The organism is Paenibacillus odorifer (assembly GCF_000758725.1).
In the GTDB taxonomy this organism is placed as follows: Bacteria; Bacillota; Bacilli; order Paenibacillales; family Paenibacillaceae; genus Paenibacillus_AQ; species Paenibacillus_AQ odorifer.
This window is the reverse complement of record NZ_CP009428.1, coordinates 5,418,417-5,444,285: the sequence shown is the minus strand read 5'-3', so window position 1 is coordinate 5,444,285 and position 25,869 is coordinate 5,418,417. Positions and strand designations below refer to the sequence as shown.

The 25,869-nt window shown below is 45.8% G+C and carries 27 protein-coding genes, 1 rRNA gene and 1 other annotated feature; all 28 genes read left to right on the top strand.

Annotated features, from left to right (window positions below; translation table 11 throughout):
• Window positions 1-21 precede the first annotated feature (21 nt).
• The 28 genes from PODO_RS23855 (at window position 22) to PODO_RS23725 (ending at window position 25,691) form a co-directional block, all read left to right on the top strand.
• On the top strand, window positions 22-267 hold the full coding sequence (locus tag PODO_RS23855) for a DUF4321 domain-containing protein (RefSeq protein WP_036685144.1): 246 nt from the start codon (window positions 22-24) through the stop codon (window positions 265-267).
• A gap of 34 nt (window positions 268-301) precedes the next feature.
• Entirely contained in the window at window positions 302-898 is a 597-nt protein-coding gene (locus tag PODO_RS23850) for a Maf family protein (protein WP_036685146.1), read from the top strand.
• 25 nt (window positions 899-923) lie between these two features.
• Window positions 924-1,613, top strand: a complete 690-nt coding sequence (gene radC, locus PODO_RS23845; protein WP_036685147.1) for a RadC family protein — start codon at window positions 924-926, stop codon at window positions 1,611-1,613.
• Between the two features lie 38 nt (window positions 1,614-1,651).
• Window positions 1,652-2,686, top strand: a complete 1,035-nt coding sequence (locus PODO_RS23840) for a rod shape-determining protein (protein WP_036685150.1) — start codon at window positions 1,652-1,654, stop codon at window positions 2,684-2,686.
• Window positions 2,687-2,748: 62 nt separating this feature from the next.
• Window positions 2,749-3,627: a rod shape-determining protein MreC gene (mreC, locus tag PODO_RS23835; protein WP_036685152.1), complete on the top strand. Its 879-nt coding sequence runs from the start codon at window positions 2,749-2,751 to the stop codon at window positions 3,625-3,627.
• Window positions 3,627-4,157, top strand: coding sequence for a rod shape-determining protein MreD (gene mreD, locus PODO_RS23830; protein WP_080742577.1), 531 nt, complete (start codon window positions 3,627-3,629; stop codon window positions 4,155-4,157). The genes mreC and mreD overlap by 1 nt, the downstream gene beginning before the upstream one ends.
• A 79-nt stretch (window positions 4,158-4,236) precedes the next feature.
• A complete protein-coding gene (gene minC / locus PODO_RS23825) occupies window positions 4,237-4,896 on the top strand; it encodes a septum site-determining protein MinC (RefSeq protein WP_036685154.1) in 660 nt (219 codons plus the stop codon).
• Window positions 4,897-4,901: 5 nt separating this feature from the next.
• On the top strand, window positions 4,902-5,696 hold the full coding sequence (minD, locus tag PODO_RS23820) for a septum site-determining protein MinD (RefSeq protein ID WP_036685156.1): 795 nt from the start codon (window positions 4,902-4,904) through the stop codon (window positions 5,694-5,696).
• 202 nt (window positions 5,697-5,898) lie between these two features.
• Complete coding sequence (locus tag PODO_RS23815; RefSeq protein ID WP_038573037.1) at window positions 5,899-6,795, top strand: M23 family metallopeptidase; 897 nt, start codon at window positions 5,899-5,901, stop codon at window positions 6,793-6,795.
• Window positions 6,788-7,630, top strand: a complete 843-nt coding sequence (locus PODO_RS23810; protein WP_038573036.1) for a M50 family metallopeptidase — start codon at window positions 6,788-6,790, stop codon at window positions 7,628-7,630. Before PODO_RS23815 ends, PODO_RS23810 begins: the two co-directional genes overlap by 8 nt.
• Before the next feature lie 54 nt (window positions 7,631-7,684).
• On the top strand, window positions 7,685-8,926 hold the full coding sequence (locus PODO_RS23805) for an Rne/Rng family ribonuclease (protein WP_038573035.1): 1,242 nt from the start codon (window positions 7,685-7,687) through the stop codon (window positions 8,924-8,926).
• Window positions 8,907-9,074, top strand: a complete 168-nt coding sequence (locus PODO_RS31330; protein WP_155288184.1) for a hypothetical protein — start codon at window positions 8,907-8,909, stop codon at window positions 9,072-9,074. The genes PODO_RS23805 and PODO_RS31330 overlap by 20 nt, the downstream gene beginning before the upstream one ends.
• Window positions 8,989-9,075 (top strand) — a sequence feature (ribosomal protein L21 leader region). It overlaps the preceding gene by 86 nt.
• Before the next feature lie 14 nt (window positions 9,076-9,089).
• Window positions 9,090-9,401 (top strand): 50S ribosomal protein L21, encoded by a 312-nt coding sequence (gene rplU, locus PODO_RS23800; protein WP_036685166.1) that lies wholly within the window; start codon window positions 9,090-9,092, stop codon window positions 9,399-9,401.
• Window positions 9,402-9,413: 12 nt separating this feature from the next.
• Window positions 9,414-9,749: a ribosomal-processing cysteine protease Prp gene (locus tag PODO_RS23795; protein ID WP_036685168.1), complete on the top strand. Its 336-nt coding sequence runs from the start codon at window positions 9,414-9,416 to the stop codon at window positions 9,747-9,749.
• A 17-nt stretch (window positions 9,750-9,766) separates the two neighbouring features.
• Window positions 9,767-10,078, top strand: a complete 312-nt coding sequence (gene rpmA, locus PODO_RS23790) for a 50S ribosomal protein L27 (RefSeq protein WP_036685171.1) — start codon at window positions 9,767-9,769, stop codon at window positions 10,076-10,078.
• Between the two features lie 243 nt (window positions 10,079-10,321).
• The gene (locus PODO_RS23785) at window positions 10,322-11,062 is read left to right on the top strand and encodes a Spo0B domain-containing protein (protein WP_036685172.1); all 741 of its coding nucleotides are present in this window, start codon (window positions 10,322-10,324) and stop codon (window positions 11,060-11,062) included.
• A 15-nt stretch (window positions 11,063-11,077) separates the two neighbouring features.
• The gene (gene obgE / locus PODO_RS23780; RefSeq protein WP_036685174.1) at window positions 11,078-12,388 is read left to right on the top strand and encodes a GTPase ObgE; all 1,311 of its coding nucleotides are present in this window, start codon (window positions 11,078-11,080) and stop codon (window positions 12,386-12,388) included.
• Between the two features lie 210 nt (window positions 12,389-12,598).
• Window positions 12,599-13,921, top strand: a complete 1,323-nt coding sequence (locus PODO_RS23775) for an SPFH domain-containing protein (protein WP_038573034.1) — start codon at window positions 12,599-12,601, stop codon at window positions 13,919-13,921.
• A gap of 10 nt (window positions 13,922-13,931) precedes the next feature.
• Window positions 13,932-14,678, top strand: coding sequence for a hypothetical protein (locus tag PODO_RS23770; RefSeq protein ID WP_038573032.1), 747 nt, complete (start codon window positions 13,932-13,934; stop codon window positions 14,676-14,678).
• Window positions 14,679-14,692: 14 nt separating this feature from the next.
• On the top strand, window positions 14,693-15,469 hold the full coding sequence (locus tag PODO_RS23765) for a hypothetical protein (protein WP_038573031.1): 777 nt from the start codon (window positions 14,693-14,695) through the stop codon (window positions 15,467-15,469).
• A gap of 66 nt (window positions 15,470-15,535) precedes the next feature.
• Window positions 15,536-16,897, top strand: coding sequence for a zinc ribbon domain-containing protein (locus tag PODO_RS23760; protein ID WP_038573030.1), 1,362 nt, complete (start codon window positions 15,536-15,538; stop codon window positions 16,895-16,897).
• Window positions 16,898-17,055: 158 nt separating this feature from the next.
• Window positions 17,056-17,493, top strand: a complete 438-nt coding sequence (locus PODO_RS23755) for an ACT domain-containing protein (protein WP_038573029.1) — start codon at window positions 17,056-17,058, stop codon at window positions 17,491-17,493.
• Between the two features lie 33 nt (window positions 17,494-17,526).
• On the top strand, window positions 17,527-18,813 hold the full coding sequence (locus PODO_RS23750; RefSeq protein ID WP_036685184.1) for a homoserine dehydrogenase: 1,287 nt from the start codon (window positions 17,527-17,529) through the stop codon (window positions 18,811-18,813).
• 59 nt (window positions 18,814-18,872) lie between these two features.
• Window positions 18,873-19,850 (top strand): homoserine kinase, encoded by a 978-nt coding sequence (thrB, locus tag PODO_RS23745; protein WP_038573028.1) that lies wholly within the window; start codon window positions 18,873-18,875, stop codon window positions 19,848-19,850.
• Window positions 19,847-20,734, top strand: coding sequence for a prephenate dehydratase (gene pheA / locus PODO_RS23740; protein ID WP_036685188.1), 888 nt, complete (start codon window positions 19,847-19,849; stop codon window positions 20,732-20,734). The genes thrB and pheA overlap by 4 nt, the downstream gene beginning before the upstream one ends.
• Window positions 20,735-20,738: 4 nt before the next feature.
• Window positions 20,739-21,620: a branched-chain-amino-acid transaminase gene (gene ilvE, locus PODO_RS23735; protein ID WP_036685189.1), complete on the top strand. Its 882-nt coding sequence runs from the start codon at window positions 20,739-20,741 to the stop codon at window positions 21,618-21,620.
• 304 nt (window positions 21,621-21,924) lie between these two features.
• Window positions 21,925-23,679, top strand: coding sequence for a LysM peptidoglycan-binding domain-containing protein (locus PODO_RS23730; protein WP_038573027.1), 1,755 nt, complete (start codon window positions 21,925-21,927; stop codon window positions 23,677-23,679).
• A gap of 454 nt (window positions 23,680-24,133) precedes the next feature.
• A 16S ribosomal RNA gene (locus PODO_RS23725) occupies window positions 24,134-25,691 on the top strand.
• Window positions 25,692-25,869 lie beyond the last annotated feature (178 nt).

Here is a 25,869-nt window from a genome sequence, read left to right as displayed (position 1 = left end):
AAATGGCGAGGGAAGACTGAGATGAAGAAGAAAAATGTAGGAACACTGCTGTTATTTCTAATTCTAGGCTGGCTGGCTGGAGCCTGGATCGCCAAGCTGCTGCAGCCCGTAAAGGCTCTGTCTTTTCTAACAACATCGACTGTGCTCAAATGGTCTCCGCGAGCCGATTTAGACATCATAACCTATGACATCACTATTCATTTGAAATTGTGCATGCTTAGTCTCGCCGGTATTATTACAGCTGTATGGCTGTACCGCAGACTGTAACTCTCGTTACTGAGCAAGAAGGGACGTTTACAACGTGGACAACTCACCACTCATTATTCTAGCCTCAGGTTCACCGCGTCGACGTGAGCTGTTATCCTTACTGGGTTTGCCCTTTGAGGTCATTACCAGCGAAGCTGATGAGAGCACACCGCCGGATTGGACGCCGGAGAGAATCGTGCGCAGTCTAGCTTTGCGAAAAGCAGAAGCCGTAGTAGCTGCGGCCGGAGAGCGTAACGCAGTCATTATAGGAAGCGACACAATTGTTGTATTAGATAATACTGTGCTAGGCAAACCGGTGGACAAGCTGGACAGCAAAGCGATGCTTACCAGACTTCAGGGCCGAACTCATAAGGTATACACGGGTGTAGCCTGCCTCGGACTCCCGAATGGGAAGACTATAGTGGAGCACCGTGTTACTTCCGTAACGATGAGGGCAATGACTGAAGAGGAAATTGCTGCTTATATTGCTACGGGAGAGCCTGCTGATAAGGCTGGCTCATATGCGATACAAGGGCTTGGGTCCATTTTGGTGGAACGAATTGAAGGCTGTTATTTCAATGTAGTCGGATTGCCTTTGTCGCTTCTTGGCGAAATGCTATCCGAGTTCGGTATAACTGTATTGAGCCGGTAGGAAGCCTGGGGAAAGAGGGATAGGGATGGAGTCGCAACCAATTATGCTGCGGGACCTCCCCCATGAAGAACGACCTAGAGAGCGCATGATGCATTATGGGGCGGAATCATTAAGTCAAGCGGAGTTGTTAGCCATTCTGCTGCGTACGGGAACACGCCGCGAGTCGGCTATTCATATTGCACAGCAGATGCTGGGGAAGATCGGTGGCCTGCGTGGGCTAGTTGACCTTAGCATCGAAGAACTGACCAAAATCAACGGTATCGGTCCTGCCAAGGCCGTACAACTAAAAGCAGGCATCGAACTGGGAAGGCGCCTTGCGAATTCCAGGTTCAATATGCCGGTCATTATCCGCTGTCCTGGGGACGCTGCAGAGATTCTGACTGAGCAATTGCGTTATTTGCAAAAGGAGCATTTTGTCTGTCTGTTTCTGAACACGAAGAATCATGTGATTGGACAAGAAACATTGTCCATGGGCAGCCTGAATGCTTCGATCGTTCATCCTCGTGAGGTATTCAGAGCAGCTATAAAATGCAGTAGCGCCTCTATTATATGCGCGCACAATCATCCTAGTGGTGATCCAACACCTAGTCCAGAAGATATTTCCCTAACCGCTAGATTGCTTCAGGCAGGTGAGATTATCGGAATAGATGTGCTGGACCATCTAATTATCGGAGATAGCAGTTTCGTAAGCTTGAAAGAAAAAGGACATATGTAATATAAATGTAGATTTACTTAGGAAAAGGAGAAATTAGCATGTTGGGTGGTTTCACAAAAGATTTAGGAATTGACTTGGGGACAGCGAATACGCTTGTCTACGTACGCGGTAAGGGCGTTGTTGTAAGAGAGCCTTCCGTTGTAGCCATTAACACTGATACTAAGACGATTGAAGCCGTGGGTGAATCCGCCAAAAAAATGATCGGTCGTACTCCTGGAAATATCCGTGCGATCCGCCCGATGAAAGATGGCGTTATCGCTGATTTTGATACAACGGCTACGATGATTAAATATTTTATTCGTCAAGCACAGAAACAGCGTTCTATGTTCCAGCGTCACCCTAATGTAATGGTCTGCGTGCCATCTGGTATTACTGCTGTAGAGCAACGTGCGGTAGAAGATGCTACCAAACAAGCTGGCGCTCGAGAAGCTTACATTATCGAAGAGCCTTTTGCTGCTGCTATCGGTGCGGATCTGCCAGTATGGGAGCCTACAGGTAGTATGGTTGTAGATATCGGTGGAGGTACAACTGAAGTTGCCGTAATCTCGCTCGGCGGTATTGTTACTAGCCGTTCAGTGCGTGTTGCAGGTGATGAAGCGGATGAGTCCATCATTCAATACATCAAACGTCAATACAATCTGATGATCGGTGAACGTACTTCGGAGCAGCTCAAAATGGATGTTGGCTCTGCCCTTCCTCTTGAAAAGGCTGAAACCATGGAAATTCGCGGCCGTGATCTCGTAACAGGTCTGCCAAAAACACTTACAATTACTTCTGATGAAATCTGTGAAGCTTTGTCTGACACAGTGAATGCTATTATTGAAGCGGTTAAAGTAACATTGGAAAAATGTCCGCCAGAGCTTGCAGCAGATATTATGGATCGTGGAATTGTTTTGACAGGTGGGGGAGCTTTGCTTCGCAACTTGGATAAGCTGCTTGCACGTGAGACGGGAATGCCGGTTATTGTTGCTGAGAATCCACTGGACTGTGTAGCTATTGGAACCGGTAAGGCACTTGAGAACATTCATTTGTTCAAGAGCCGCAGCGGATCCAGTCTTCGTTCGAAGAGATAAGATGATGTTCTACCACTTGTGTAAGTCAACCCCTGTTATGGGAGAAATACTGTTGTTAGAGGGTGTTGAAACTGTTTAAACTCTTAAGCAATAAACGTCTGTTTATTCTGTTGATTACACTGGTGCTGTTCATTGTGGTAATGGGCTTCAGCTTGGCAACAAGGAAAGGCTTGTCCTGGCCGGAGAACTTTCTCAGAGATTCGACTGGTTTCGTGCAAAAAATGTTCTACAAGCCCGCTGGATATGTAGCGGGCTTGTTTGAAGATATTGGAAATCTGAGTGATCTTGCTAAAGAAAATGAACAGCTTAAAATTATGGCTGCCCAGTATGCACGTGATAAAGCCCAGTATAATTTCGTCAAGGCGCGGAATGACGAGTTGGAGAGAAATTGGAATTTCACTGAAGAACAGAAAAATTTGTATAAATATGAATATCGTATTGCACAGGTAATTAGCCAGACAACAGAGCCAAGCAATAGTACGATTGTTATCGATTTGGGCTCCAAAGATGGGGTTAGACCTAATATGTCCGTGATTTCAGTGGATGGTCTAGTCGGTGTTATCAGTAAGGTGAGCAATTTCACCTCCACAGTGAAGCTGATGACAATGATGGACACCAATGATCCTAATTCCCAGCCGCCTATTGCGGCAACTGCCTTAAATAAAGAGGGTAAATCCTTTGGGATGATTGAGAGTTATAATCCAGAGACGAACAGACTGCTGATGACTAAGATTCCACCGGGTGATCCTATTGCAGCGAAGGATACTATTCTGTCTTCCGGTATTGGGGGGTTGTATCCAAGGGGATTGACAATAGGCACAGTTGAAAGCGTCGATGTTGGTGAATTTGGATTAACCTCCACAGCAGTGATTAAGCCTTCAGCAGAATTTCAGGACTGGAAGCAGTTGATTGTTGTGTTTACGGAGGAGCGTGCTGAATAGTGAATATGCGCAGATCAGTTCTTGTTCTGTTACTGTTCCTCTTATTTATTGTGGAGGGAACCATTTTACCTTGGCTGATTCCAGATGTGTGGCAGATGCGAATCATTCCGAATCTGGTTTTTGTAGTGTTATTGTTCGTGACTATTTATCATCATCGGCATACAGCACTTATATTGGGATTATGTTTTGGAATGCTGCATGATGTCGTTTTTTACGGCAGAATTCTTGGAGCACACTCTTTTGCGATGGGATTGTCGGCTTATTTAATCGGCCTTTTATTTCAGATTCCGCGTGCTCCGCTGCCCCTTATGATGACTGTGGTTCTGCTTGGAAGTCTACTTGAGGATAGTATACTATTTGGTATCTATAGTGTATTTAATCTTAATCAAGAACCTTATAGCTGGGCGATTTTGAATCACATGCTGCCGACGATGCTTTTCCATTTTGCCATCGGGCTACTCTTCTACATACCGGTTCGGCGCCAGCTAGAGCTAATCAAGAAAGAAACGAATAAGGAAGAAGCGGCTTAAAGAGCTTCTATTTTCTTTCTATACAAAGCAGGAATTTAAGGGGCCCGGCACGAATGAATGAGGATAGGGGGCCAGGCATATGACAGTAAAATCCAAGCATGTAAGGATTAAGGGCATCAAGGATGGCCTGATATTCCTGCTAGACGACAAATGTCCCTTTGAAGATCTTCTGAGCGAGCTTCGCTATAAGCTGGAGCACAGCCATCAAAATATTTTAACTGGACCGATTGTACATGTGGACATAAAGCTGGGCAATCGTACCGTAACTGAGGAAGACAAGGAAGCTGTGCTGGAGATTCTTAAGGGACAGGGAAATCTGTTGATTCGATCTATAGAGGCGCTTCCAGCGCCCGGCAGTGAGGATAATGACGCATTGTTTTTGATGAGTGGAATTCTACGTTCCGGTCAGGTGCTGCACCATAACGGAAATCTTCTATATCTGGGGGATGTGAACCCTGGGGGGACCATAACCTGTTCAGGCGATATTTATATACTAGGTTCGCTAAGAGGGATGGCGCATGCTGGAGTAGACGGGAATGAGGAAGCGATTATAGCTGCTTCTTTAATGTCTCCAACACAGCTGCGAATTGCCGATATTATTAGTCGTCCGCCCGATGAATGGGAAACCCGTGAAAGCAGTATGGAATTTGCATATTTAACAAACGGAGCTATGCAGATCGATAAGATTCATAATTTGGTCAAATTACGTCAGGATTTAAATGTGTTTAAAGGGGTGTAGCCTCCATGGGAGAAGCGATAGTCGTAACCTCGGGCAAAGGCGGAGTTGGCAAAACAACCACAACAGCCAACATTGGAACCGCACTTGCACTGCAGGGCAAAAAAGTATGTCTCGTCGATACCGACATTGGACTGCGTAATCTGGATGTAGTTATGGGGCTTGAGAATCGTATTATTTATGATCTTGTGGATGTAGCGGAAGGACGTTGCCGCCTTAATCAAGCGCTCGTTAAAGACAAGCGCTTTGATGAATTGTATATGCTGCCTGCAGCTCAAACAAAGGATAAAACGGCTGTCTCTCCTGAACAAGTAAGAGATATCATTCTTGAACTAAAGAAGGAATATGAGTATGTTCTGATCGATTGTCCGGCAGGAATCGAGCACGGCTTCCGCAATGCGATTGCCGGTGCGGATAAAGCGATTGTGGTTACCACACCAGAGCATGCCGCTGTGCGGGATGCCGATCGTATTATCGGACTATTAGAACAGTCGAGTGTGGAATCGCCGAAATTGGTGGTAAACCGTATTCGCCCAGGTCTTGTGAAGTCTGGGGATATGCTTGATATTGAGGATATATTACAGGTGCTGAACATTGATCTTATCGGAATTGTTCCGGATGATGAGCTAGTTATTAAAGCCGCAAATAACGGAGAACCTACAGTTATGAATCCCGATTCGTCAGCAGCTATTGCCTATCGCAATATTGCACGACGAATTTTAGGTGATGCTGTACCCCTGATGCAGCTTGACCGCAAACCGGGAGCATTTAAGAAACTTAAGAAATTTTTCGGTATGGCTTAATTTTTACTAAGCAATCCTATTATAAGAAGCATACACGGGTCCCACGAGTAGAGAAATCTATGGTGGGGCTTATTTTTTTTGAATAAATATGAATGTATGGCATTTCCGGGATTTAAATGGTCTGTCTTGGAGGGGCTTGTTCTAAAGAGACTTCCGTGCTTCATAAAATGGAAGTAAAACAAGCCCGTCCGGAGGGATAAATATGGATCAGAAATCAGATATCAAGAATCGCCGCAAGGAGCGTATTCGTAGTTTATTGGAGGAACTCCCGGAAGTCTCAGCAGTCTCAGGAGTTTCGGAAGTTCAAGAACTAGAAATAGCGGAGGCTCCCCCTTTATTTATTATGCCGGATAAGAGTACGAGCTTTAAGGAATGGGGAACAGGATTTAAGAATGCGGATCAATCCTCTGTAGAGCCCGATCCAGAGGTGATGTGGAAAAAGAGTCGTGGAGGCTGGGAGGATGATGGCGGTGGAGGCTCAAATTTTACTGCCGGTTTTATTCGGCGCTTTGTTGCTAGTGTTCTTGTGTTTGGAGCAGTGTGGGGGATTTTTGCGGTACATCAGCCATGGTCGTATAAGATGCAAGCTTTTATTAGTGATGCGTTAAGCAATGACATGGATTTCACGGCTGTGAGAGTTTGGTATGAGGAGAACTTTAACGGAGCTCCAGCGTTCATTCCGATATTTGGGGATAAAGATGAGCCTGCTCAAAAAGTGGCCGCTCATCATCAACTCACTGCCCCGATAGCTGGGAGCGTTGTCCAGCCTTTTGCATCTACGCTAAAAGGGGTGGAAATTATGCCTCAAATCGATTCAACCTTAAATGTGACGGTGAAAAGTATAGACATGGGACGTATTCTCTCCATCTCTAAAGAGCTGGAAGGGGGCATTCGAATTGCTGTTCAGCATTCAGGTGGTGTCACCGCAGAATACGGACATTTGAGCGGCACCAAGCTGGAGGTTGATGACTGGGTGCAGAGCGGGGATTCACTCGGTTGGATGATGGAGAAGGACGTATCCTCAGCTTCCACACTGTTTTTCGCAGTGATGAAAGACAAGACTTATATTGATCCTACAGAAGTGGTATCGTTTGATTAGGATCTTTGGTATCGAACTGTCACTACATCCACTGTTCGTGATCATTATGTTATTCTCCGTGATCACGGGACAATTTCTAGAGCTGCTCACCTTATTTACGATTGTCTTCATTCATGAAATGGGACATGTCGTTGCGGCTCTTTTGGCTGGTGTTACAGTTAAGTCGGTTCAGCTTCTTCCGTTTGGCGGAGTGGCTGTTATTGAAGATCATGGGCGGCTTACAGCCAGTCGTGAGATCGGAATTGCCCTTGCCGGTCCACTGCAAAATGGAATTATGATTGTAATTGCTTTGGGACTTCAACAAGCCGGTTATGGCAATCAGGAATTTCTGACCTATTTTATTCATGCCAATGCCATGATTGGACTTTTTAATCTAGTGCCAGTGCTGCCGCTTGACGGAGGTAAAGTGCTTCAGGCCACTATTAGTTTAGTGCTTCCTTATTACTACACTTTGTTATGGACTGGACGGGTGAGTGTAGCCGCAAGTGTCCTTGTGATTATATATGCGGTGCTGCCTCTTGGAGCAGGTGGAGGCCTTAGGCTGAATATGGTCATGATCGGAGCTTTTTTGCTGTATTCGAATTTTACCGACCATCGTAATTTACCGTACCGGTTTGTTGCTTTTTTGATGAATCGGGAGGCTGTTTATGAGTATCATTTGCGAACAGGAAGCGTAGCTCGTCCAATAGTTGCATTATCTGCGAAACCTTTAGATGATATATTGCGTCTATTTAAACGTAATCAATATCATTTTATCTATGTGTTAAACGGTAAAGGAAATGTTGTTGCTGTTGTGCCGGAACAGCGCTTAATATCAACCTACTTCGGAATATAGTGTATTTATGCAGAGAATGTGAAGGAATGAACGAACGAAACCAGAGGTGAAGCCATGAAACAGATGATCGTTCACTGCACGCAGCACATTACCCGAATGGCTCTTCTGGAAAACGGAAGGCTGGTGGAGTACGCGGCTGAACGCGATCAGCAGCAAGGGTTGGTCGGCAGTTATTACAAAGGCCGTGTGATTAACGTACTTCCAGGTATGCAGGCTGCTTTTGTTGATATCGGACAGAAGAAGAATGCTTTTTTATATGTTGATGATGTATTGCACCCTAATTTGGATAAACAGCCTGATGTGAAGCCCTCTATCGAGACGCTTTTGCAGCCGGGACAGGATATTGTTGTTCAAGTGCGGAAAGAGCCAAGCGGCGGAAAAGGCGCGCGTGTAACGACTCATTATACGTTGCCCGGGCGCTGGATGGTGTACATGCCCTTTGCAGAATACGTCGGTGTCTCCAAAAAAATAAGCCGGGAAGCAGAGCGCAGCCGTCTCAAAGGAATCGGAGAACGTCTGCGAATGAAAGAAGAAGGGCTTATCATGCGGACAGTTTCTCAGGACGAGCCACATGAAGCTGTGGAGGGCGATCTTTCCTTTCTGCGTGCCCAATGGGAGAATATTACACGTAAAGCACAGACGGTAGAGGCTCCCGCTTTACTACATCGTGATCTTAGTATTGTCCAACGCTTTATAAGAGATGCCTTTAATCCGCAACGGGATCAGTTGATTATTGATTCATCTGCCGCAGCTAGAGAAGCAACAGCCTTTCTGGACGATATGGCTCCTGAAGGGTACAAGCCAGTCTGTCTTTATAATGGAGCGGAGTCTATTTTCGCTGCTTATGGTATTCAGGATCAATTGCTCAAGAGCTTCAGCCGCAAAATCACGCTGGAGGGCGGAGCAACAATGATCTGGGATGAGACAGAGGCGTTAACCGTAATTGATGTCAACACCGCTCAATACATTGGCGGAGCATCGCTTGAAGAAACGGTTACCAATACGAATTTGCTCGCAGCTGAGGAGATCGGTCGTTTGATCCGGTTACGCGATACTGGTGGAATCATTATTGTCGATTTTATTGATATGGAACAAGAGCTTCACCGCAAGATGGTCACAGAGCGATTAGAGAAAGTGATCTGCAAGGATCGCACCAAAACACATATTTTGGGGTGGACAAGACTCGGGCTGCTCGAGATGACCAGAAAGAAGGCAAGGCATGATTCAGCCAGCTTTGCGCCTGTGATTTGCCAGTGCTGCGGGGGAACCGGAAAAGTTGGAGAATGGCTGGAATGAGTTGACGATAAGTCATAAGTATGATACTATCTTCAAGTATGTGTTTGATGCAGTTGATCCTGCACATGCTGTAACCGCTCCGATCGGGTACATAAGCGCAGTTCCTACGGGAATTCTGCCACCTAGACTAGGCGAGTCTGAGACATGAGGAGGTGCAAGTAAAATGTATGCAATTATCGAAACTGGTGGTAAACAATACAAAGTCCAAGAGGGCGACGTTTTGTTCATTGAAAAGTTGGAAGCTGAAGACGGCGCAAGTGTAACTTTTGACCGTGTATTGGCTGTTTCTAACGATGGTGGTCTGACTGCAGGAACTCCGCTAGTAAGCGGCGCGTCTGTAACAGCTAAAGTCGAGAAACATGGTAAAGGCGCTAAGGTTGTAGTTTACAAATACAAACCTAAGAAGAACTACCACAAGAAACAAGGTCATCGTCAACCGTACACGAAAGTAACTATCGAGAAGATTCAAGCGTAAGAAGGTGCGTTAATGATTAGCGTGCGGATTACACGATTATCGGATCTAGGAACTATCGTTGGCTTTGAGGTTAAGGGGCATGCGGGTTATGCGAAGCGTGGCGAAGATATCGTATGTGCCGGGGTATCCGCTGTAACAGTTGGAACCGTCAATTCGATTGAGACCTTGACCGGAATCTCCATGGACACGTCCATGAAGAACGGATTCTTAAGTGGAACATTAAGTTCTGTTGAAGATTTCGATACTTCCGCGAAGGTACAATTGCTGCTTGAATCCATGGTCGTGATGCTGAATGATATCGCAGAATCATACGGGAAGTATATTCAAATACAGCAAGTAAATATTTAAAGAAGGAGGTTGACAACATGTTGAAATTGAATCTTCAATTGTTCGCATCGAAAAAAGGTGTAGGTTCCACAAAAAACGGACGGGATTCCCATTCCAAACGTCTTGGCGTGAAACGTGCTGACGGTCAAGCAGTAACCGGCGGTAACATCTTGGTTCGTCAACGCGGAACAAAAATTCACCCAGGAACTAACGTAGGCATCGGTAAAGATGATACTTTGTTCGCAATGGTGGATGGCGTAGTGAAGTTCGAACGTTGGGGCCGCGATCGCAAAAAAGTGAGCGTGTACCCAGTTGATGTCGCTCCGGTAGCAGCGGCACTGGAAGCGTAAGCTTACGGACCATATGAGCAAGTAGAAGCCTCCGGCATGAGTGCCGGAGGCTTTTTTGTAGAATATTCATAATTATTTGTGTTGCAAAGTTGGAAGGGTTAGATAGATGTGAAAATCTCGTTATTATCTCTGGTGAACTACAGTGAACGCGTGTGTTATACTAGGAAATGGTAAATGATACTAACAAAACAAATAATCTAAACGAAGTCATGAATTTTGCGAACTGAGGGACGGGGAGAAAGAATGAAATCCTGGAAAAGTGCAATCTGGGCAGTCATGTTATCCGTAATGCTTCCTTTAGGTCTTTTGTATTGGCATACTTCTCTTCTGACGTGTCTATTACTCGGAATCTGGGTAGTGGCAATCGTTGCTTTCAGTTTTATCTGGAGCCAGCGTCATTATGAACGGGAGCTGCGTATACAAGAGAACACTCTGCAACAGGCGGCGATTCGGACACTGAATCATCATCGACATGATTGGATGAACGATTTGCAGATTCTATACGGATATATTCAGCTTGGAAAGCCTAATAAATCCGTGGAGTGTGTGGAAAGAATAAAGGAACGCATAGCACTTGATAGTCGTATCGCTAAGTTGGGCATTCCTTCATTGGTTTTCTATATCCAATCCTTCCGAACTAACAGGTCTAGTCTGGAATTGGAAGTTCAGGTGGAGGAAGGGTTGCAGCTAGAGGACAAGCTAAATCCAGAAGCAGGAGATGAGCTGACTTCAGTGATTATGCAGACCATACGGGCTTATCAGTACAACGGGCTGGCTCCTCAGGGGGAGACGCGCAAGCTGCGCCTTGGCTTTTTTCAGGATGGAGGAGACATTCTTATCTCCTTCGAAGGCGAGGGGGAGCATGGCAATCCCGAGCTGCTCAAAGGGCAAATTTATAATATAGTACAAGGAAAAATCATGAAAGCAGAGCAGTTTAAGCCTAGCAGGGCTTATGTAGAGCTGCGATTACCGCTTGAAATGTGAGGAAGGTGAACATTTATGTTCGTAGATAAAGCTAAGATTTATGTTAAAGGCGGTGACGGCGGGGATGGTCTCGTTGCATTTCGCCGGGAGAAATATGTACCTGAGGGTGGTCCTGCCGGTGGTGACGGAGGCCGTGGAGGCGACGTTATTTTCCGTGTAGATGAGGGACTGCGCACGTTGATGGATTTCCGTTATCAGCGCCACTTCAAAGCTGACAAAGGGATTAAAGGACGGAACAAAAGCCAACATGGAGCGAATGCGGATCATATGATCGTTCGTATTCCGCCAGGAACCATTCTGATTGACGATGATACGCAAGAGATCATTGCCGATATGACGCGTCATGGACAACAGGTTGTAGTTGCACGTGGAGGCCGTGGAGGCCGGGGTAACACCCGTTTTGCCACAGCTAATAATACTGCACCAGAGCTTGCGGAGAACGGTGAAGAAGGCCAAGAGCGTTATGTTGTTATGGAACTTAAGGTAATGGCTGATGTAGGGCTTGTAGGCTTCCCGAGTGTGGGTAAATCTACGTTGCTGTCGGTTGTGTCCGCAGCTCAGCCCAAAATCGGAGCTTACCATTTCACAACAATTACACCGAATTTAGGGGTAGTGGATGTTGGGGATGGCCGAAGCTTTGTGATGGCGGATCTGCCAGGATTAATCGAGGGAGCTAGTGAAGGCATAGGTCTGGGTCACGAATTCCTGCGTCACGTTGAACGTACGCGTATCATCATTCATGTAGTTGATATGTCTGGCTCTGAGGGTCGTGATCCCTTCGAGGATTGGGTTCTAATTAATGATGAGCTGAAGCAGTACAATGCAAGTCTAATCGATCGTCCGCAGATTGTGGCGGCGAATAAGATGGATATGCCTGAATCAGAAGAGAATCTTATTTCTTTCCGTGAACGCGTAGCTGAGGTGCGGCCGGATTTAGAAATCATGCCAATTTCATCCCTTACCCGTCAGGGTGTTCAGGAGCTCTTATATCGTGCAACGGATATTCTCGACAGTATTCCGGTTGCTCCGGTGGTTGAGGAAGTTGCTGAAACTACTGAACGTAAGGTGTATAAGCTGGAAGCAGAAGAAGATAATTCGTTTACTATTACACGTGATAACGAGGCATTTGTGGTCACAAGCCCACGTATCGAACGTATGCTGAAGCGCATGCAGCTTAGCACACATGATGCGATTCTCAAGCTGGCACGGACTTTGCGTCATATGGGTGTAGATGCAGAGCTTCGTAAACGCGGTGCTGTAGAAGGAACAATTGTCCGTATCGCTGATTTCGAATTCGAATTCGTTGAGAACAGCAGCTACTATTAATATTTAGCTGACTATGAAGCGCCAACTATGGTTTTCCTGTAAAGGGATGGCATAGTTGGCGCTTTTTTTGTGAGGAGATCAGTAATTTTTTTCAATAAAAGAACCCAAAACACGATATATATCGTATACAATAAATATCGAAATACACTAATTCCCATTTGGGAGCATACACGTTATTTATATATAAGATAATGAAAGAAGGAATAGCAGATGGCAATTATAGAAGTGGTGAAGTATGACGGTCCTCCAGGTATATTTGCATGGAAATATCCTAACCAGGAGCTGGGAACATGGACACAACTAATCGTTAATGAATCCCAGGAAGCGATTCTATTCAAGGGCGGACAAGCGCTTGATTCCTTTACAGCTGGGCGGCACACCCTTAGCACCGCTAATATACCTATTTTATCCAATATCGTTAATCTTCCTTTTGGTGGAAAATCACCATTTACGGCTGAAGTATGGTATGTGAATAAGACGAATTCGATGAATGTCAAATGGGGAACAAGCTCGCCTTTACAGCTTCAGGATCCTAAATACAAAATCATGATTTCTGTTCGCTCTTTTGGGCAGTTTGGTGTAAAAATCGATGATCCGCGAAAATTCTTGCTGAAGCTCGTAGGGACACTCCCGCAGTTTGATCATGAAACGCTTATCAGTTATTTCCGCGGACTGCTGATGTCGAATATAAATGAACTTATTTCTTCTTACCTTGTGCACAAGCAAATCAGCATACTGGAGATTAATGCTTATGTTGCAGAGATCTCCAAACATATTCAGGGCCGACTAGCCTCGGCTTTCTTGGATAATGGCATTGAGCTGAATAATTTCTATATTGATTCGATCAATATTCCAGAGGATGATCCGGCAACGATTCGTTTGAAGGAAGCTTTGGCTAAAAAAGCGGAAATGGATATCATGGGCTTCACCTATCAGCAGGAGCGTGGTTTTGACACGATGGAAGAAGCGGCAGGTAATCCCGGCAATCTTGGAGTGGGCATGATGAACACCGGGATGGGGCTTGGACTTGGAATGGGATTTGCTGGACCCGCTATGGATATGGTGAACCGTATGACTAGAGGGATGAACTTGGATTCAGGGACTACAGTTATACGTCAAGAGCAGCGTTCCTGCTCTAAGTGTGGAGTTATGAATCCAGTAGAGGGACGGTTCTGCAGCGGTTGTGGGCAGGCGCTTGGAGGCAACCCGCAAGGTTCTCCCTCTGCGAACAAGATCAAATGTTTTGAATGCGGGCATGAACTAAATGCGGGAGCTAAGTTCTGTCCAGGTTGCGGGAATCCTTATCGTCCTTGCCCATCCTGTAAAGCAGATAATCCTGAGGGAGCGGCTTCTTGTGTCTCCTGTGGAAAAGAAATGCCTAAAGCTTGCGGTAAATGTGGGACTATGGTAGCGCCAGGGGTGAAATTCTGTCCTCATTGTGGAGACAGCATGGTGATTAAATGCAGCGGCTGTGGACATGAGCTGAAAGCTGGACAAAAATTCTGTGCAGAGTGCGGAACAAAAGCAGGCTAAGGAGGACCTAATGAACAAAAGCAGGAGATATATATACATTATTACCATCATTTATGCGGTAGCTATAGTACTGACAGTGTTCTCGTTTATTGGATTAGGTTTCTCTGACTCACTGTTTCGGTTCATAATTTCTTTATCCGCGGTTCTGCTAGCAGAAAGTGTAATCTATGGCTATTGTATTTTTTGGCTCCGAACGGCAAGTAGCATTCACCAGACTCCGCCTTTTCTTATCAGCGGCGCAATCATTACGGGAATCTATGCAGCCATCGTATTTGTATCGGCCTTACTCTTCGATTGGCTGCTGGAGTTACCCGCCTTGTGGTACGCAGCCGAACAATTGCTGATTCTTGTGTTAGGAGCGATCACTTTGGCCGCGATAGGGCTTTACGGGTGGAATGCTGGGGCAGGGGAACAGCAAGCCAAAAGGTCTTTACAAAAGTTTCGGCGGTATCAGAACGAATTAACTGAAATGAGTGAGCTGGCTAGTAGCTGGAAGAATTCCGAATCCGAGCAGCTAGTGAACGTGTTAGATATGTTGGAGGAAAAATTTAAGTACAGTGATCCGATATCAGAACCGTCTTTATATGCTACAGAGGATATTCTGCAGCAGCAGATTTCCCTGTTACATGATCACGTGAAGCTACTGCTGGCGACCCAAGAGCCACATGAGGGCTGGCAGGTAGAAGTAAATGAGATGTCAGAGAGTATAAAGTCTACACTTCAGCGGCGTAACCGTGAATTAGCGGCACTTAAATAGGAGGAGTTTACTACATGAACAGTTTGAACCTACAAGAGCCGTCACCGCTCCCGGGAGGAAATGCAGCCGTTCCCCGGCTTAAATACGAACGTACCGGGTTTGATTATGTTATTCTCGCGGCTGCTTATCTGCTGATGCCAGTTGGACTCGTGCTTGCCTTGTTACGTTTGATGACAACGCATTACAAAAATTACCGCAGACCGACTAACCTCAATCTGCTGATGCATGTATTTATTGGTGGGTTTGTTGAACTTTCTATTGCCATGTTTTCTAGTGCGCTCAATGGGGAATTTGGAACTTCTGAATTAGTATCAACGCTTATTTTAATTGCAATCATGTTTTTGACTCCAGCTTTTATACTGGCCAGTGTGACAGCGAAAGCTAAATATACCCTTTCTAAGCTTAACACTTCTTACATAGAGCTGATTCAAAATAAGAATATCCGGCATATTGGCAGTATATCTGAACGAATAGGCCAAAGTGAAAGTGATGTACGGAGAGATGTCCAGTATCTGAAGGATAAAGGACTGCTTGATATTGATGTCGCATTATCCGAAGGGCGCCAGACGCCAGAACCATCAGCAGCTAATCAAGGTTACCCTGAAAGTACTTCGGGCTTTGGAGGAACGGGGAGAACCCAAGCATCGGGGCAGCAGATACCTGCGCAGCCTCAGTCTCCGCCGCAACTGCCTAAGTCTATCCGTTGTCCGGGGTGCGGAGCCCAGAATACTGTGCTCCCAAGCCAATCTAAAAGCTGTGATTACTGTGGAACGAAGATCCCGTACAATTAATGCCGTCAACCAACAGATTAGCTGCATCGCATATAGGATTACATAAATAAGGGGATTAAAGACAAAATGAGTGGATTGGATATACGCAGACAGCCGCCGACATCGGGAAAACCCGTGTACAAGCATGAATATGAGCGGACGGCGTTTGATTATACGACTATTGTGTTTGCGTATGTATTTGCTCCGGTTGGCTTTATATTGGCTGCCATTCGGTTATTATCTACACATTCCAAGAGACAGCGCAAAGCAAGCAATATTAACCTGTTTTATCATGCGTGTATGGGTGCCTTTGTAGAATTGGCGATCTATTTCATTATTAGCAAGCTACTCGGTCAAATCGATTATGTCGCACTCTTGATCAGGCTGGTGATTATCTACGCATTGTTTAGGATTCCCGCCATCAAATTGTCGGTTAGGGCCGTAGGATGGAGAGAGGGATTCACCTATCTTTGCAATGACTATATCGCATTGGTTCTTGTGGACGGCATAAGGCATATCGGCAGCCTATCCGATATTCGCGGATTCAGTGAAGAGAATGTCCGCGAGGTTTTGGAATATTTAAAAGATCAGGGAGTGCTTTCTCCAGATATTGTTTATTATGAAGGACGTGTAGACAATCCATTTGTAAAATTGCCGCCGAAGCTTATTTATTCCAAACGGGCACAAGCACTGGTGCGTGCGCCTGAGAATAACCTTCGCTACCGTAACAAGCGAGACCGGACAGTGTTTGATCGAATCATCATGGCGATTGCCTATTTGTTTGCTCCGCTTGGGTTTGTACTTGCGATGCTTCGTTTTGTAAGCACTCATTATAAGAATGAGCGGAAATCATTTAACTACAAATTGCTCTATCATGTATGTATGGGAGCTTTTATGGAACTTGCTGTCCTCTTCGCCGTGGGGACCTACAAAGGGGATTTTAAGTGGTACACTTTATTGATCATTCTGGTGGTCCTCTACGTGATCTTTATAATTCCGGCGGACAGCTTTGCAGGGAGGGCTACCTTTGCAACAGAAAACTTTGATTTTCTGTGCAAGAAGTATCTCATGCTGATCGTAGTGGATGATGTTAGGCATATTGGTAATTTAGCTGATATCACGAAACAAAGTGAAGATGATGTACGTAGAGACCTACGGTATTTGGTGAGATGGGGGTTACTTGCTTCTGATCTTGTCTATTATGAAGGACGTGTTAAGCTCTTAGATAAACAACCGCCCAATCTTGTACATCCTGACCGGGCACAGCCCTCCGCGGCATCAGAGAACCAGCCATCATCTGGGCGGCAGTCATTGCCGGAGAATAGGCCTAAGCCACCTGTCCAACTGCCGAAATCCATCGTTTGTCCGAGTTGCGGTGCTAAGAGTAGAGTACTTCCTGGGCAGGATAAAATCTGTGACTATTGCGGGACGACGATTCCATACAGTTAGTGTACATACGATTGCCTTCTGCCCCCGGGAATCCGGGGGTTTTACTACACCTAACTACCCGGCCTTGGAGCATCCAGATAAAGTTATTGCATTTTACAAGCCTTTTCCGATATAATGTCCACTAAGAAAACACAAAAGTCTTTGAGGTGAGGACGTTCGTGAGAGAACGCTATTATTTGGTCCGGGAGGACATATTGCCTGATGCTGTACTTAAGACTATGCAGGTTAAACAATTGCTTGAGGCCGGGGATGCGAAGACCGTAAATGAAGGTGTAGAGCAGGTGGGATTAAGCCGAAGCGCTTTTTATAAATACAAGGATGGAATTCACTTGATCCATCAGCTCGAACGAGAGCGGATCGTTACGATTTCCATGGATTTGGAGCACGAATCTGGAATGCTTTCCAAGGTACTAGGCTCTGTAGCGGGACATGGGGCTAATGTGTTGACGATTCACCAGAGTATTCCGCTGCAAGGGCGGGCAAATGTGGTGATCTCCGTAGAAATTTCACACTTAAATGAGGAACTTGGAGAGATGCTGGATAGTCTGAAAGAGATTCCAGGAGTGAAGCGTGCTTTAATCGTTGGACAGGGATAGGAACTATATTCGTAAACTTTTAGGAGGAGACAGATGAAGCCGGTTAAAGTGGGGTTGCTGGGCCTGGGAACAGTAGGCACAGGTGTAGTTCGTATCGTGGAAGGGAATCAAGAGGATTTAAGCAGCCAGGTAGGCTCTTCAATTGTCATTGAACGTATAGCTGTGAATAATTCTAATAAACCACGCGAAATCGAGGTTGATCCTGCTAAAATAACGACAGATCCATGGGATGTGATTCGTGATCCTGAAATTGATGTCATCGTTGAAGTTATGGGGGGAATCGCGGGAACCAAAGAATATATTCTTGAAGCTTTGGAACGCGGTAAACATGTCGTAACTGCGAACAAGGATTTGATGGCGCTGCACGGCTCGGAGATTCTTGCTAAGGCGCAGGAGAAGCAATGTGATGTCTTTTATGAGGCTAGCGTAGCAGGAGGCATTCCGATTATCCGCACACTTATCGAGGGCTTTTCCTCAGATAAGATTATGAAGATTATAGGTATCGTGAATGGAACGACTAATTACATACTAACCAAAATGAGCCAAGAAGGCGCATCCTATAATGATGTGTTAAAAGAAGCGCAGGATCTGGGATACGCAGAGTCTGATCCAACCTCGGATGTGGAAGGCCTGGACGCTGCCCGCAAAATGGCGATTCTCGGAACCTTAGGTTTCCGTACTAACGTGGAGCTGCATGATGTAAGTGTGAGTGGGATTTCTCAGGTGAGTAAGGCGGATATCGCCTTTGCGAAACGTCTCGGATATGAAATTAAGCTGTTAGGCATCGCTGAACGTCAGGATGAAGAATTCAGCATCAGTGTTCAGCCAACCTTGATTCGGGCTAGTCATCCCTTGGCTTCCGTCAATGGCGTGTTCAACGCAGTTTACGTATACGGGGAAGCAGTGGGAGAGACCATGTTCTACGGTGCGGGTGCGGGCGCAATGCCAACTGCAACCTCAGTGGTAGCTGATTTGGTAGCTGTCATTAAGAACCTTAAACTAGGTGTGAATGGATTGAAGCAAAAAGTACCTTACAAGCAGAAAAAGCTTAAGAGTGATGAAGCTATTTTTTATAAAAACTTTTTGCTTCTGCATGTTGATGATAAAGCAGGGGTATTGGCTAAGATTACTCAAGTGTTTGCCGAATATGATGTAAGTTTGGATTCAGTAGTTCAGCAAGCCAATCCCAATAATCCTGATGCGGAGATCATTATTGTCACTCATAACGCTAGTAAAGCAAGCATGAACAAAGTGCTGCGCCATTTCGAGGAGCTGAAAGTCATCCGCCGGATTAAGAGCCATTATCGTGTGGAAGGTTAACCAAGCCACTGAACTAATACTTTCATATTTCAAAACATAGTAAGGAGATTGTACCTGTTATGAGTATTTACGGAAGAGCTAGGGTTAAAGTGCCTGCTAGTACTGCCAATCTTGGTCCGGGCTTCGATACTCTGGGTATGGCTTTGCCGCTATATGCCTGGATTGAGATGGAGGAAGCAGAGGAGACTGTTTTTCATCTGTATGGTGACGAGATGAATGGAGTGGCTCAGGATAAGAGCAATTTACTCTATAAGGTCGCTCAAATGGTATTTGCAGAGGCAGGCGTTACGGTGCCTGAATTATCGATATCCATGTACTCGGAGATTCCGCTTACGCGTGGACTCGGCAGCAGTGCCTCAGCTATTATTGGCGGAATGGCCGCAGCGAACACAATGATTGGCTCTCCGCTGGATAATGCTAAGCTGTTTGATATGGCTACCCAGCTTGAGAAACATCCCGATAATGTGGGTGCCTCCTTGTTTGGCGGCATTATTACTGCCGTGTGGGATGGTGAACATGCGGATTATGTTCGGCTGGAACCACCACAAAATCTTGAGGTGCTGGTGGTTATTCCTGAATTCGAACTGGAAACCACAAAAGCGCGGGGATTGCTTCCAACAGAAATCTCAGTTAGTGATGCTGTGTACAACATCAGCAGAACCTCTCTATTGACGGCTTCGCTGGCATCAGGCCGGCTTGACCTGCTTAGCAGAGCGATGCAGGATCGCCTGCATCAGCCGTATCGTGCACCGCTTATACCGGGCATGGAGAAGCTGCTCGCAGAAGCTCCTGAACATGGTGCTTTAGGGATCGCACTTAGCGGTGCTGGACCGACTCTGCTATGTTTAGTGGATCGCCAAGAGACCCGTAAGAGTGAGCTTGAGGCCTTCTTGAAGAATACGATGCAGGAACATGGCATTTCCGCTCGGACCTGCTGGTTAACACCTTGTGCTTCTGGAGTTACTACAGAGCTGCTTGAAATAAACGAGATGCAAAACGTATCATTTTTGGATATGATAAAAGGAGTACGGTCATGAAATCAATAGCGGTATTGCCGCAGGGCTCGGTATCCCACGAAGCGCTGCTGCATTTGTTTAACGGTGAACCTGTAAAGCTTGTGCATCACAAGTTAATTTCCGATGTATTTCTCTCTACGGCGAATGGTACCACCGATTACAGCGTGATTCCGATTGAAAATACCATTGAAGGCTCAGTTAGTCTTCACATCGATTGGCTCATCAATGAAGTGGATCTGCCAATGCAGACGGAATGGATTTTTCCATCGATACAGAATCTTATCGGTAACCCAAGGGAATTCACAGATACAGACGGCAACAAGGATTTCACCAAGATGGTAAAAATCCTTTCGCATCCCGTAGCAATGGCACAATGTATGCAATTTGTTCGTAAGCATGCCCCTTGGGCTGAACTGGAGTCGGTCGGAAGTACCTCTGAAGCTGTGGAAATCGTCAAAAACAATCCTGGTAAGGGCTGGGCTGCTATCGGTACCGCTCTTGGCGCCGCTACTCATGGGCTGGAGATTGTAGATCGGCAAATTACAGATCACAACAACAACTACACACGGTTTGTCCTGGTTGGTCCACAGAAGATAGATCTTCCGCGGAGCAGCACAGGAGTAAAGACGAGTGTTCTAGTAACGCTGCCAGAGGATTTTCCAGGTGCCTTGCATCAGGTGCTTGCTGCTTTTTCCTGGCGGAAACTGAATTTATCGCGGATTGAATCACGACCAACGAAGAAGAAGCTGGGTACTTATTATTTTTATATTGATGTGCTGGAACCGATAGAATCTGTTCTGCTGCCAGGGGCTATTGAAGAAATTAGTGCTTTAGGCTGTCAGGTAAGGATTCTGGGCTCGTATCCCACATACACCTATGAGGAAGAGAAAGCGGAGGTGCAGTAAATTCATGGCTGAGCAATGGATCTATTTGGATGGACAACACGTAACGAAGGAAAATGCAAAGGTATCCGTTTTTGATCACGGTTTTTTGTATGGAGACGGTATTTTTGAAGGTATCCGTATCTATAACGGCAATATTTTTAAATGTAAAGAGCATTTGGACAGACTGTATGATTCGGCAAAATCGATCATGCTGGACATTCCGCTAACGTATGATGAGATGCTGGAAGCTATGGCTGAAACGATTCGTCTTAACGACATGCGTAACGGCTATATTCGACTGATCGTCTCCCGGGGACCAGGGAACTTAGGTCTTGATCCACGCCGTTGTCCAAAAGCTAGTGTAATTATTATCGTTGAGCAACTGGCTATTTACCCAGAACAAGCGTATTTGAACGGACTTCGTGCAGTTTCTGTGTCCCAACGCCGTAATATTCCGGATGCACTCAATCCAAAGATCAAATCGCTTAATTACCTAAACAATATCCTAGTAAAAATCCAATCCAACTTGGCAGAAGCCGACGAAGCCATCATGATGAACGCTCAAGGTTATGTTACTGAGGGATCGGGCGATAATATTTTCATTATCAAAAATGGTGTAGTTTTCACTCCTCCATGTTACTTGGGAGCCCTTGAAGGAATTACCCGTCTGGCGATCATTGAGCTCTGTGAGAAATTAGGTATTAAACTGAAAGAAGAACCGTTCACAATGCATGATGTTTATATAGCGGACGAGGTGTTCTTCACTGGCACAGCTGCTGAGGTTATTGCAGCACGTGAAATTGACGGCCGGATCATTGGTGAAGGACAAGCGGGTCCAATCACTTTGAAGCTGCTCGAAGAGTTCCGTAATGTGGTTGATAAAGATGGCTATAAGGTTTGGGAATAAAGACTAATCATACAACGTAAATAGCATTGAATACGCATCAGAAGTCCTTTTATGCATACATGCAGAAGAAAACGGGAGTCTCCGGTTAATCTTTTCATGGATCATGAAAGGATTTTTTTTATTTCGGGGATGTCATTCGCCCATGGGCTGCATAAGATGTAGTAACGAAGGAGGCGGCTGTACCGCATATAACTTTGTAAGAGAGCAATGTTCCATGAAAAGGGTGTTTGCTTTCGAAGTCAGTTTTGCTGTGTAGCTGTAAAGAAAGCAATACTCCACAAAACTTTTAGGAGGTTAATGCTACGTGAAAATACACATTGTCAAACAAGGCGATAGTTTGTATGCCTTATCGCAAAAGTACGGAGTGCCGTTACAAAAAATTATTGAAGCAAACCCGCAGATCAGTAATCCGAATGTGTTAGCGGTTGGAGACAAAGTAAAAATACCTACGGCCCCTGTATCCGTACCGGAGAACAGTGAAGTTTACTACAAGCACACCGTTAAACAAGGAGATACCTTGTGGAAATTATCTAAAGCCTGGGGAATTCCTTTAAAGGATATGGTTGAGGCCAATCCCCAACTAAAGAATCCAAATGTACTTATGCTAGGGGAAGTAGTTAATATTCCTAAAAAAGTATCCAATACCTCACCGACACAGCCTGGGTATACACCGTCTAACGCGTCAGAGAAAACGCAGGTGGGTGGCAAGGAATATACAGGTCCTAAAGAACAGCCTGCTGCTGAGGTAGTGCCTGCACCTAAACCAGAAACTAAACCAGAAGTAAAACCAGAAGCTAAACCTGCACCTAAACCAGTGACAAATATCTCACCTGAATCCAATTCTGCACCACACCCATCGCTAAACATCGCCCCAATTAATACACAAAATATTGCACCCAATCCTGCGCCTAATATGCAAATGGAAGTTGCTCCAGTGCAAGAAATTGAAATGCAGAGTTTATTTGTTCAGATTACGGTTCCAAATCAAGAGCCGGTTGCTCAACAAGAAGCACCTAAAGCTGAGAAGAAAGCAGACAATGATTGCTCATGGGATAATTCCAACGGATACCCGGGCCTGGGAGGAAATCCTTATCTCTATGATTCATATCAAAATAGCCCTAATATGAACATGAACTGGGCACCAAGTTATGTTCAGCCAATGGCTTATGCACCAGAATGTATTTCACCATGTTATTTTTCGGGCAATATGTATTCTAATATGAGTCCAGAACAGTGGAATCCCAATGCCGCGCCAAACATAAGCCCGGAACAGTGGAATCCCAATGCTGCACCAAACATAAGCCCGGAACAGTGGAATCCCAATGCCGCGCCAAACATAAGCCCAGAACAGTGGAATCCAAATGCCGCGCCAAACATAAGCCCAGAACAATGGAATCCCAATGCAGCGCCTAACGTGAGCCCAGAACAATGGAGTCCCAATGCTGCCCCTAATATGAGTCCAGGACAGTGGAATCCGATGGAGGCTAATGTTGCTGGCATGAACGTAGGCGGGGATTTCTCCCCGTATGCTGTTCCTCAATATGGAGGACAGACGCCGAACCTTCCTTGGCCAACTTGTGGGTGCGGAGGCGTGCATATTCCACCAGTGCAAACTTATTCATATGACATGCCTGTATACAACACCTATCCTGAATATGGGAATCCAAACGCTTTTTCTGCATATGGAGCAGGAATGCCTAATCAGGGAATGGTTCCTACTTCTACGCTTGGAGCATTTGGCGGACAGGATAACTCTAATATTCCATCCAATCCGCAGTATCCAGGGATAGGTAATTATTCGCAGCATAATCGGGTGCCGGAAATTCAAGAACCTGAAGCGTTCGTGCAGGAATCTCCTGAAGCGGCTAGAACAGAGACTGATGAGTCAACTTCTAACGCTTCTCTCAAGAATAAGGGGAGTGTAGTAAAGGAAACAGCAACAGGCAAAAAAGCAAAGACCTCAGGTCAACCTAGCAGCAAGAAAAGCAAAGCTGCTACGAAATCTCAAGGTTCAGCAGCGAGTACTAAAAAACGTAGAAATCCTTGGATTTCAAACTAATAAATTTATAAAACAAGCCGCTGTCCGGACTCACGTGTAGATTCTGTATCCTTAGAATCTACACGTTTTTTATAGGTAGATAGGGATAAAAGATGTTAAATTAAGTGGGGCAAAAGCACTTATTTATAAAATATAAATTTTTAAGTATTGTTTTTATATAGGGATATATGGTACATTATAAATCCAGTCGCAAAGAGGAACTATAAAGCTTTCGGTTGGTGAATGTTAATCTGAATTAGATTGCAATGAACTTTGAAAAAAAAGAGTTGCAATAAATCAGAAAACATGATACAGTATAAGAGTTGCTGCTGAGACATTAAACGGTGCCAACGAGAACTTGATCTTTGAAAACTGAACAACGAGTGAGTAGGAAATCACGTAAGTGAAATCCAAAATTAGAGAATTAATTTTCTCGTCAGATGTTTCAAAATGAGCATATCGCTCTTTTCAATACTAATTGGAGAGTTTGATCCTGGCTCAGGACGAACGCTGGCGGCGTGCCTAATACATGCAAGTCGAGCGGAGTTACTTTGAAAGCTTGCTTTCAAAGTAACTTAGCGGCGGACGGGTGAGTAACACGTAGGCAACCTGCCCTTCAGACTGGGATAACTACCGGAAACGGTAGCTAATACCGGATAATTTCTTTTTTCTCCTGAGAGAAGAATGAAAGACGGAGCAATCTGTCACTGAGGGATGGGCCTGCGGCGCATTAGCTAGTTGGTGGGGTAACGGCCCACCAAGGCGACGATGCGTAGCCGACCTGAGAGGGTGAACGGCCACACTGGGACTGAGACACGGCCCAGACTCCTACGGGAGGCAGCAGTAGGGAATCTTCCGCAATGGGCGAAAGCCTGACGGAGCAACGCCGCGTGAGTGATGAAGGTTTTCGGATCGTAAAGCTCTGTTGCCAGGGAAGAACGTCCGGTAGAGTAACTGTTACCGGAGTGACGGTACCTGAGAAGAAAGCCCCGGCTAACTACGTGCCAGCAGCCGCGGTAATACGTAGGGGGCAAGCGTTGTCCGGAATTATTGGGCGTAAAGCGCGCGCAGGCGGCTATTTAAGTCTGGTGTTTAAACCTTGGGCTCAACCTGAGGTCGCACTGGAAACTGGGTGGCTTGAGTACAGAAGAGGAAAGTGGAATTCCACGTGTAGCGGTGAAATGCGTAGATATGTGGAGGAACACCAGTGGCGAAGGCGACTTTCTGGGCTGTAACTGACGCTGAGGCGCGAAAGCGTGGGGAGCAAACAGGATTAGATACCCTGGTAGTCCACGCCGTAAACGATGAGTGCTAGGTGTTAGGGGTTTCGATACCCTTGGTGCCGAAGTTAACACAGTAAGCACTCCGCCTGGGGAGTACGGTCGCAAGACTGAAACTCAAAGGAATTGACGGGGACCCGCACAAGCAGTGGAGTATGTGGTTTAATTCGAAGCAACGCGAAGAACCTTACCAGGTCTTGACATCCCTCTGAATCTGCTAGAGATAGCAGCGGCCTTCGGGACAGAGGAGACAGGTGGTGCATGGTTGTCGTCAGCTCGTGTCGTGAGATGTTGGGTTAAGTCCCGCAACGAGCGCAACCCTTAACTTTAGTTGCCAGCAGGTAATGCTGGGCACTCTAGAGTGACTGCCGGTGACAAACCGGAGGAAGGTGGGGATGACGTCAAATCATCATGCCCCTTATGACCTGGGCTACACACGTACTACAATGGCCGGTACAACGGGAAGCGAAGCCGCGAGGTGGAGCCAATCCCATCAAAGCCGGTCTCAGTTCGGATTGCAGGCTGCAACTCGCCTGCATGAAGTCGGAATTGCTAGTAATCGCGGATCAGCATGCCGCGGTGAATACGTTCCCGGGTCTTGTACACACCGCCCGTCACACCACGAGAGTTTACAACACCCGAAGTCGGTGGGGTAACCCGCAAGGGAGCCAGCCGCCGAAGGTGGGGTAGATGATTGGGGTGAAGTCGTAACAAGGTAGCCGTATCGGAAGGTGCGGCTGGATCACCTCCTTTCTATGGAGAATCGTTCTCTGCAATGAGGACATTCAAATCGGAAGTTTAACTTCCAAAACTCAGGTTTAGGCCTGTTACTCACTCGTTGCTCAGTTTTGAGAGTTTAAGCTCTCAAGTAAGACTTGATCCTTGAAAACTGGATACCGAAACGAATTTGCGTTTTAGAACATCTTTTAGC

Coding starts and splice junctions, on each gene's coding strand:
- rplU (WP_036685166.1), top strand. CDS start 9,090: ATGTATGCAATTATCGAAACTGGTGGTAAACAATACAAAGTCCAAGAG.
- minC (WP_036685154.1), top strand. CDS start 4,237: ATGACAGTAAAATCCAAGCATGTAAGGATTAAGGGCATCAAGGATGGC.
- PODO_RS23840 (WP_036685150.1), top strand. CDS start 1,652: ATGTTGGGTGGTTTCACAAAAGATTTAGGAATTGACTTGGGGACAGCG.
- PODO_RS23785 (WP_036685172.1), top strand. CDS start 10,322: ATGAAATCCTGGAAAAGTGCAATCTGGGCAGTCATGTTATCCGTAATG.
- PODO_RS23750 (WP_036685184.1), top strand. CDS start 17,527: ATGAAGCCGGTTAAAGTGGGGTTGCTGGGCCTGGGAACAGTAGGCACA.
- PODO_RS23770 (WP_038573032.1), top strand. CDS start 13,932: ATGAACAAAAGCAGGAGATATATATACATTATTACCATCATTTATGCG.
- minD (WP_036685156.1), top strand. CDS start 4,902: ATGGGAGAAGCGATAGTCGTAACCTCGGGCAAAGGCGGAGTTGGCAAA.
- ilvE (WP_036685189.1), top strand. CDS start 20,739: ATGGCTGAGCAATGGATCTATTTGGATGGACAACACGTAACGAAGGAA.
- thrB (WP_038573028.1), top strand. CDS start 18,873: ATGAGTATTTACGGAAGAGCTAGGGTTAAAGTGCCTGCTAGTACTGCC.
- PODO_RS23760 (WP_038573030.1), top strand. CDS start 15,536: ATGAGTGGATTGGATATACGCAGACAGCCGCCGACATCGGGAAAACCC.
- PODO_RS23775 (WP_038573034.1), top strand. CDS start 12,599: ATGGCAATTATAGAAGTGGTGAAGTATGACGGTCCTCCAGGTATATTT.
- obgE (WP_036685174.1), top strand. CDS start 11,078: ATGTTCGTAGATAAAGCTAAGATTTATGTTAAAGGCGGTGACGGCGGG.
- radC (WP_036685147.1), top strand. CDS start 924: ATGGAGTCGCAACCAATTATGCTGCGGGACCTCCCCCATGAAGAACGA.
- PODO_RS23765 (WP_038573031.1), top strand. CDS start 14,693: ATGAACAGTTTGAACCTACAAGAGCCGTCACCGCTCCCGGGAGGAAAT.
- PODO_RS23795 (WP_036685168.1), top strand. CDS start 9,414: ATGATTAGCGTGCGGATTACACGATTATCGGATCTAGGAACTATCGTT.
- PODO_RS23805 (WP_038573035.1), top strand. CDS start 7,685: ATGAAACAGATGATCGTTCACTGCACGCAGCACATTACCCGAATGGCT.
- PODO_RS23855 (WP_036685144.1), top strand. CDS start 22: ATGAAGAAGAAAAATGTAGGAACACTGCTGTTATTTCTAATTCTAGGC.
- rpmA (WP_036685171.1), top strand. CDS start 9,767: ATGTTGAAATTGAATCTTCAATTGTTCGCATCGAAAAAAGGTGTAGGT.
- PODO_RS23815 (WP_038573037.1), top strand. CDS start 5,899: ATGGATCAGAAATCAGATATCAAGAATCGCCGCAAGGAGCGTATTCGT.
- pheA (WP_036685188.1), top strand. CDS start 19,847: ATGAAATCAATAGCGGTATTGCCGCAGGGCTCGGTATCCCACGAAGCG.